This window comes from Bathymodiolus heckerae thiotrophic gill symbiont, from assembly GCF_900128515.1.
Classification (GTDB): Bacteria; Pseudomonadota; Gammaproteobacteria; order PS1; family Pseudothioglobaceae; genus Thioglobus_A.
The window spans coordinates 1-7,510 of the sequence record NZ_FQTP01000070.1; the positions used below are offsets into that span (position 1 = coordinate 1).

Consider the following 7,510-nt stretch of genomic DNA (forward strand, 5'->3'; position numbering starts at 1 on the left):
ACTTCTTCTATTTCTAAATGCTTGTGAGAATAGGGTTGTGTATATATATCCATTCTTATTTGATGGCTTATCTCATTCATCATCCGCTTAAAATCAACTTGTTCTTTTGATTTTTTTTGTTGATTTATAAGGTCAGAAATTATCCAACCCATCAACTCTACTTCATTCGTGATCTTTTTTTTCTTTTTACAAAAGGATACAACGGTCTTAATGTATTTTTGTTGGATCAAATTAGGTGTTCTTGTCTTTGGGTCTATTGATTCATTGAGATTTAATACATTAATTTTTCTTACATCATGTACTTTATGAGTTTTTATCTTAAATTCAATTTTATCTAGTCCTCGTGGCTTCTCATAGAAAACTTCAATATCATATTCTTTGTAGGTATTGATATTCTGGACTGCCGATTTTAGAACTTTAGCATTAAAATATTTCCATTCTTCATAAATCCCCTCTTTAAAAAAACCGAGTTTTTTTCTTAAATCACTAAAAGACATATCAAATGATTTTCTAAAAGAGTATGACTTGAATATTTCATAAAGCCTAATAGTATTGCCTGAGTTCAATTCACCAAGAAGTTTTAAATCAAGTTGGCAATAGGATTCAATCGGCACCATTTCCTCATAAACACCACTATGAATTTCGACATACATATCATTTTTATTTATATCTGGATTATATGAGATACGAGGGAACATAGTAATAAAGTCGAAACCATATTGACCGTCATTGTCCATGCTAATCATGCTGATTTGTTTTTTCGAGAGTGATTCTGCAACATCTAATAGTTGCCTTCTCTTATTTCCACCTTTAAAAAACTTTTGCTTGATCTCTCTAACAGGGATTTTTATTTTAATATGTGTACTACCATATTCGATTATATTTTCATCACTTTCAGCCATAAAAAATTTTTTGATAGTGTCATATATTTCAATGAATAAATACCTTTCCATTTTTGACCATGATTCGCCATATTCCCCTAGGCTAAAATTTCTGTTTACTACTCTTAATTCCTGATCTTCATCAACGTTTATATCTGTCATTTTCTAAATCCTTTATTAAATATCCAAAACCACAAAAGCTTCCACTTTCAGAGGCTTTCTAAGCCCCTAAAACCGAGGGCTAAAACCAAAACCACAAAAGCTTCCACTTTCAGAGGCTTTCTAAGCCCCTAAAACCGAGGGCTAAAACCAAAACCACAAAAGCTTCCACCTAAAATCCTAATAACCTTTTATATTCAATGCCTTAAAGACACCATATATAATCTTATATATAATCTTATATATATACTTAAAGAATATTGTATTTTTTTCTAAAAAAAGCTGTGGATAACTTTATAAAATAATAAATAGTTTCTTGCAATAAAACCTATTAGGTAGTATCGTTATAATGTATCTTGAATTACTGGAAAATTAATATGAAAGATAATTTAATATCACAATTTATGAAGATAGAAAAAAAACGTCTTGATGGTTTAAATTCTGATGTTGTTTTCATGACAAATAAAGAATTAGGAACCCATTATCAACAAGGTAGGTTTAAAGAATGGGAAGATGGAAGAAGAAAACCAACGGTTAAAACTCATAATTTTATGCTAAGAACAGTTTTAACTCATGACTTATTAAGAGTTGGATTAAATAAAGTAACTATTAATCGAATCATTAAAAATAGTTTATTAATCGAGGAAAAAAAATGAGCAGTATAGCTATATCAAATCAAAAAGGGGGGGTTGGTAAAAGCACTATAGCTGTTCATTTAGCCCTACATCTAAGTGAACAAAATAAAAAAATTTTATTTATTGATTTAGACCCTCAAGCAAATGCAACAAAATCATTAAAAAAAATAGCCCATCCTTTAGAGATTGTTGCCAGTGATCTATTTAAAGAACAAAATATTAACGTCGAGGCTTCAAAAGAAATAGATGTTATTGAGGCTAATTCAGAAATGGCAGATGTAGAAAGATATGATTCAAATGTTTTAGTTGATTTTAAAAAAAATATAAAAGAATTAAATAAAATCTACGACTATTGCATTATTGATACACCTCCTACATTAGGGCTTAGAATGACAGGAGCATTAATTGCTTCAGATTATGTTTTATCCCCTATTGAGCTAGAAGAATATAGTATTGATGGTATAACAAAAATGCTTCAAACGATTTTTGGCGTAAAAGAGAAATGGAACCCTGAACTTATTTTTTTAGGAATGCTCCCTAATAGATTTAATCCCCGATCAACAACTCAAAAAGAAACTTTAAAAAGTTTAATAGATAATTACTCACACTTACTTATTCCTGCTCCAATTGGAATTAGATCATCAATACCTGAATCATTAAGTTTAGGGTTGCCCGTATGGAATCTAAAAAAAACAGCGGCAAGAATAGCTGGAAAAGAATTTAAAAAAGCATTTCATATTTTAGATAAAGAAATGGAGAAAAATAATGGTGGAAAGTAAAGGGGTTGATTTATCAGGATTAGATAATTTTAATGTTTCATCTCTTATTAGTGGAAAACAATCAAATAATAAAGAAGGTTTATTAAGTTATGCACCTATTGATAAATTTATAGAAGATAAAAATAATGCACGAAAACAATACTCTTCTAACGAACTAGAAGAACTTATTAATTCAATAAAAGTAATATCCGATAAAACAGGAAAAATGACGGGCATTAAACAACCTCTTTCAGTACAAAAACACCCTGTAAAAGAAGGTTATTTTATTATCAATGGAGGAAGTAGACGTTACAGAGCTGGAAAAATAGCAGGACTCAAGCAGTTACCATATTTTATCTCTGATAATGATGCTTATGATAATGTTGTCGATAATTTAATTAGGGATGGATTAAAAATAGAAGAAATAGCCCTCTTTATTTCAGAAAGATTAAAAGCAGGTGATAAACAGGGACAAATAGCTAAGAGATTAGGCAAGCCTAAATCGTATGTTTCAGATTACTCTATCTTCTATGATTTACCAAGTTCAATTAAAAAACTATTTAATAATGGGTTTTGTAATTCTATTCAGGCATTAGCTTTGTTGCATAGAAATCATAAAAAATATGAAAACGAAATAAACATTTTCTGTTCTAGTGCTGACAAAAATATATCAACAAGAGTAATAAGAGAATTCATTGAAGAATTGAAAAAAAGTAACAATGAAAATCAACCTCCCACGATTAAAGAAAAAGAAAGTGAAGATAAAAATATAGAAGAGTCTACTAACTCACTTAAAGAGAAAGTAAATATTAAAAAAGATTTTGATCCTGTAACAAATGAAAATGATAAGTTTACTAAGAAAAATAATAAAGATTTAGTTTTCTTAATTGAGTTTGAAGGAAGTGAAGGAAAATTAGTTTTTAAAAATACTTTGGAATATGGAAAGGTAATTATAAAAATTGAAGGTAATGAGGCAATAGAAGTAGACGCAAACTTAGTTAATATTTTGAGCATAGAGGAAGAATAAACCGCATCATCCTTGTATAAATACCTTGGGTGAATGCGAAGCAGAGGGCAAAGCCATTTCTTTTAAAAAGTAAAGAAGTTCGTACGTACGAACTATATAGGGGGGGTAAAGAGCTAGTGCAGGAATGCTAAGGAAATTAATAAGTCATTTAACCAAGGGACAAATACCTTTTAACAAAAAGGAAAAAAACGGCAGAAAAAGAGATATTATTTCAATGCGATTTAATAATCAGGATGTTAAAAAAATTGAAAAAAGAACGACTGATGAAGGTTTTGAAAATAGGAGTCAATGGTTGAGAGCTTTAGTTTTAAATAAACTTGATAACCATCCAACATTTACCACAGACGAAATAAAAGCAATCACAGAAGCAAATAGACAATTATCAGCCATTGGAAGAAACTTAAACCAAATAGCAAGATCATTAAATATTGATGCTAATCATACAAGTAGTCCGAATGAGGAAATGTTAGTTTCTTTTTCAAAAACAATAAATAATCAACAAAGTAAGATAATGAATCTCTTAGATAAATCTTTAAATAGGTGGTCTGAATAATGGCAGATTATCAAAGCTCTCTTCACGGGTTCCTAGAAGACCCTGTTAGATTTAAAACAGGGGGAGGAGATAGCTCAAACTCTAGAGCTAAAAGAATTGTCCAGAATACCCCAGAGGTTATGGTAAAGATAACAGGTAATACTAAAGGTGTTACTCATGTCGCTTCACATCTTGATTATATAAGCAGAAACGGTAAGTTAAAGCTAGAAACGGAAACTGGTGAGATTATAGAATCTAAAGAGGGTGTTAAAGAACTTACTAAGCAATGGATGAGTAATAGGGGAAAAGTTAATAAAAATACCCGTGAAACTACAAATATTATGCTCTCAATGCCAAGAGGAACAAATGAAAAAGCACTTGAAAAAGCATCAAGAGAATTTGCAAAAAAAACATTCTCTCATAACTATCAATACGTTTTTGTTTTACATACAGATGCAAAAAATGAAAATCCACATATTCATTTAACAATTAAAAATTTAGGACATGATAGAAAAAGATTGCATGTTAAAAAAGGACAACCACAAAAATGGAGAGAATCTTTTGCAGAAGAATTGAGAAAGCAAGGAATAGATGCGGAAGCTTCTCCTCGCGCTGTTAGAGGCGTTGTTAAAAAAGGAGTGAGCCAGATAGTTAGACATATTAAAGAAAGTGGTAGGGAGTCTTCAAGTGATCGGAAAAAGGTAAAAGAAATAATTAATGAATATGCAAATAAAGACACTAAAGAAAAACCTTGGGAAAAGAAAATTAAAGAAAGACAGAGCATTGTAAGGAAAACATGGCTTGAAGCGGCAAAAGAATTAAATAAAAAAGGAGATAATGTTTTTTCTCAGGAGATTGTTAAATTTGTTAAAGATATGCCACAGCTCAAGACGGAACGACATGAAATGAAGGAAAAAATTACAAAACTACATAAGGAAAACTCAAAAGATGCAGGAAATAGAGATCAAGAGGAACGGTAAATTATATTTATCAGATGGGTCAATAGAATTATTAAAATGGTTAGCACTTATTTTAATGACAGGAGATCATATTAATAAATATTTATTAGACTATTCAAATGATATTTTATTCAATATGGGGCGTTTAGTTTTACCTATTTTTGTTTTTGTACTGGCTTATAATTTAACAAGAAAGGGTATTAAAGAAATTAATTATCTTAAAGCCATTAAGAGAATGATTTTATTTGGAGTATTAGCCTCTCCTGCTTTTATTTTTTTAGGTGGTGATATAGCCATTATTGTTGAAGGCAATACAGTTATTTGGAGATCATTAAATGTGTTATTTACTTTAGCTTTACTTACATGGTGCTTATATTCGCTTGAAAGGGGTGAAAATGAAAATATCTGGCTATGGGTTGGATGGTCTTCTTTTTGGATAGTAGGTGCGTTTGTAGAGTTCTGGTGGGGGGCTTTAGGCCTTGGTGTTTCTGTTTGGTGGTATTACAAAAATATAAGCTTTACAAAAATTATTCCAGCTTTATTTTTTTCTTTGTTTTTTTTATTAGCTATCAACGAAGGTAGTGCTTATTTTTTAGTAGCCTTTTTACTTATTTATTTAATATCTAAATTTTCATTTAAGATACCTAGAATGAAATGGTTTTTTTATTTTTACTATCCCGTACATTTAACACTTATTTATGCAGTTAAGGAGTTTATTTAATGTTATTAGAATTATTATTAGTCATTTCTGTTATAGATGGCGATACTGTAAAAGTACTTGATAAAAATAATAAGCAAATTACAGTCAGACTAGCATCAATTGATGCACCTGAACGCAAGCAACCGTTTGGTACAAAATCAAAGCGAATGCTGGCAAATCTAATTGGTAATAAGCGAGTTGACCTTGATTGTCCTAAGAAAGACAGGTATCAAAGGCAAATATGCACAATTACATTAAATGGTGTTGATATTAACCTTAAAATGGTTGCTAAAGGCGGTGCGTGGGTTTATAGACAGTATTATTCGGGCGTTAATTATATAGCGGTAGAAAACTTTGCTAAAAAAAATAAAATAGGTTTATGGCACACTTCAGAATATGCAGCTGTGCCACCTTGGAAATGGAGGAAAAACAAAAAAAATAGGTAATTGTAACGGCTTGAAAATATTCGCTAGGACTCACATTAACTGCAAACGTAATTTACATATGATAATCTCGTCCTCATTGATTATTGCGAATTTAGTTTTATAAAAGGGCAATAAAAACTATAGAATCAATGGGTTTGAATATTAAATATCATCATAAACCGCGTAAAGATAAGGCAAATTTGAAAAATATAGCTGGGAATGACGTATCCATTTTTTTATTCCGCTTTGAATTACTCAGTAATGGCATCGACTTTGTTTTGAATGAGACTATTGCCGAAGATATGTACCAAGATATAGATGAGATATTAAAACCGCTTGTTCACTCATGTTGCGAAACACTTTTGCGATACAAACACCTAAGTGTAAGTAACACTATTATGGATGGAAATTTTCTTGCTGCAGGTGAATTTGAGGTCATGCTTAGTAAGGGACTAGGACAATACTTTGTGCATGATGAAAAGGGGCGGTTGTTCCAGAATGCCAAAAATATTTCTGACCTTCTGGCTGTAATTATGGAAAGAAGAACTCAAGAACTGAGCTTATAAGTTTTTTAGTATGTTTTTAATGAGGTAAATCAGCTGATTTTACATTTATAGTTAATGTGAGTCCTAGCGAATATTTTCAAGCCGTTACAGGTATTTGGGGTTAATTAATAATTACCTTTCTGGATCAACCTCAGTTTTTTTGACTTCATCTTTTATTTGGATAACAGGTTTTATTGAAGATTGTTCACTTTGCTCTAAAACTTTTTGAAGAAAGCGGTTTTTATCCTCTTCATTGCTAAATCTTTCAGCTAATTTTTCTGCTAGTTTTAGGGATATATTAATTTTCTCTGGCTCAGAGGTTGTTTTAACCTGCTCTTTTTCATAGCTTAAAACAAGACTAGCTATTTTTTCAGCATCTTTACTTGCTTCTGTAATTTCTCTAGGATTATCTTTAAGTACTTTAACCCAGCTCTTAACATAAGATGTATGTTGGCTTGGATCATGACCCGTTCCCAATTCACTACCTACCATTAAACTACTGATTTCTGCTCTTAGTTCTTCTTTAGCATAAGATACTGAACCAAAATTACCAGATAAATCTCTATTTAGTCTTGAATGGTGGCCTGTTGAGTGACCAAGCTCATGTAGTGCTGTTGCATAATATTTACCAGCATCCTCAAATTGATTTTTAGGAGGTAGTTTAATTTCGTCTTTTAGTGGGTTGTAAGAAGCTTTATCAGCTTGGTTGTGAATTATCTTTACTTCCGAGCCTTTTAAAATATTTTCTACTCTATTATGCTCTTTCCATCGCTAAAAATCAGGGAAACGGAGCCTAAGCGAAGTGATGATTTTTAGTCCCTGGTAGGCGGCAGGGCAATTCGCTGATCCGAAGTGCGCTAGCAGCGCGCGAGGGAGGCAAAGAATTGCA

At 31.2% G+C, this 7,510-nt stretch carries 10 protein-coding genes; 8 read left to right on the plus strand and 2 right to left on the minus strand.

Annotated features, from left to right (window positions below; genetic code table 11):
* The coding region (locus BTHERMOSOX_RS08155; RefSeq protein ID WP_138120592.1) for a replication initiation protein at nucleotides 1-1,043 on the minus strand (1,043 nt) is incomplete at its 3' end.
* Nucleotides 1,044-1,417: 374 nt separating this feature from the next.
* On the opposite strand from BTHERMOSOX_RS08155, the gene BTHERMOSOX_RS08160 reads away from it, so the two are divergent.
* From BTHERMOSOX_RS08160 to BTHERMOSOX_RS08195, 8 genes are all read left to right on the plus strand, one after another.
* Nucleotides 1,418-1,696, plus strand: a complete 279-nt coding sequence (locus BTHERMOSOX_RS08160; protein ID WP_138120593.1) for a hypothetical protein — start codon at nucleotides 1,418-1,420, stop codon at nucleotides 1,694-1,696.
* Complete coding sequence (locus tag BTHERMOSOX_RS08165) at nucleotides 1,693-2,454, plus strand: ParA family protein (RefSeq protein WP_138120594.1); 762 nt, start codon at nucleotides 1,693-1,695, stop codon at nucleotides 2,452-2,454. Before BTHERMOSOX_RS08160 ends, BTHERMOSOX_RS08165 begins: the two co-directional genes overlap by 4 nt.
* Entirely contained in the window at nucleotides 2,441-3,460 is a 1,020-nt protein-coding gene (locus tag BTHERMOSOX_RS08170; protein WP_138120595.1) for a ParB/RepB/Spo0J family partition protein, read from the plus strand. The genes BTHERMOSOX_RS08165 and BTHERMOSOX_RS08170 overlap by 14 nt, the downstream gene beginning before the upstream one ends.
* A gap of 124 nt (nucleotides 3,461-3,584) precedes the next feature.
* Complete coding sequence (locus BTHERMOSOX_RS08175; RefSeq protein ID WP_138120596.1) at nucleotides 3,585-4,013, plus strand: plasmid mobilization protein; 429 nt, start codon at nucleotides 3,585-3,587, stop codon at nucleotides 4,011-4,013.
* Nucleotides 4,013-4,972 carry a relaxase/mobilization nuclease domain-containing protein gene (locus BTHERMOSOX_RS08180; RefSeq protein WP_138120597.1) on the plus strand — a complete coding sequence of 320 codons (960 nt, stop codon included), beginning with the start codon at nucleotides 4,013-4,015 and terminating at the stop codon, nucleotides 4,970-4,972. The genes BTHERMOSOX_RS08175 and BTHERMOSOX_RS08180 overlap by 1 nt, the downstream gene beginning before the upstream one ends.
* The gene (locus tag BTHERMOSOX_RS08185) at nucleotides 4,941-5,672 is read left to right on the plus strand and encodes a TraX family protein (protein WP_138120598.1); all 732 of its coding nucleotides are present in this window, start codon (nucleotides 4,941-4,943) and stop codon (nucleotides 5,670-5,672) included. The genes BTHERMOSOX_RS08180 and BTHERMOSOX_RS08185 overlap by 32 nt, the downstream gene beginning before the upstream one ends.
* Nucleotides 5,672-6,097, plus strand: a complete 426-nt coding sequence (locus BTHERMOSOX_RS08190; protein ID WP_138120599.1) for a thermonuclease family protein — start codon at nucleotides 5,672-5,674, stop codon at nucleotides 6,095-6,097. The genes BTHERMOSOX_RS08185 and BTHERMOSOX_RS08190 overlap by 1 nt, the downstream gene beginning before the upstream one ends.
* A gap of 128 nt (nucleotides 6,098-6,225) precedes the next feature.
* Nucleotides 6,226-6,642, plus strand: coding sequence for a hypothetical protein (locus BTHERMOSOX_RS08195; protein WP_249360655.1), 417 nt, complete (start codon nucleotides 6,226-6,228; stop codon nucleotides 6,640-6,642).
* 111 nt (nucleotides 6,643-6,753) lie between these two features.
* On the opposite strand, the gene BTHERMOSOX_RS11800 is transcribed toward BTHERMOSOX_RS08195, so the two are convergent.
* Nucleotides 6,754-7,362 (minus strand): zincin-like metallopeptidase domain-containing protein, encoded by a 609-nt coding sequence (locus tag BTHERMOSOX_RS11800; RefSeq protein WP_171004702.1) that lies wholly within the window; start codon nucleotides 7,360-7,362, stop codon nucleotides 6,754-6,756.
* Nucleotides 7,363-7,510 lie beyond the last annotated feature (148 nt).

Coding starts and splice junctions, on each gene's coding strand:
- BTHERMOSOX_RS08160 (WP_138120593.1), top strand. CDS start 1,418: ATGAAAGATAATTTAATATCACAATTTATGAAGATAGAAAAAAAACGT.
- BTHERMOSOX_RS08165 (WP_138120594.1), top strand. CDS start 1,693: ATGAGCAGTATAGCTATATCAAATCAAAAAGGGGGGGTTGGTAAAAGC.
- BTHERMOSOX_RS08170 (WP_138120595.1), top strand. CDS start 2,441: ATGGTGGAAAGTAAAGGGGTTGATTTATCAGGATTAGATAATTTTAAT.
- BTHERMOSOX_RS08175 (WP_138120596.1), top strand. CDS start 3,585: ATGCTAAGGAAATTAATAAGTCATTTAACCAAGGGACAAATACCTTTT.
- BTHERMOSOX_RS08180 (WP_138120597.1), top strand. CDS start 4,013: ATGGCAGATTATCAAAGCTCTCTTCACGGGTTCCTAGAAGACCCTGTT.
- BTHERMOSOX_RS08185 (WP_138120598.1), top strand. CDS start 4,941: ATGCAGGAAATAGAGATCAAGAGGAACGGTAAATTATATTTATCAGAT.
- BTHERMOSOX_RS08190 (WP_138120599.1), top strand. CDS start 5,672: ATGTTATTAGAATTATTATTAGTCATTTCTGTTATAGATGGCGATACT.
- BTHERMOSOX_RS08195 (WP_249360655.1), top strand. CDS start 6,226: ATGGGTTTGAATATTAAATATCATCATAAACCGCGTAAAGATAAGGCA.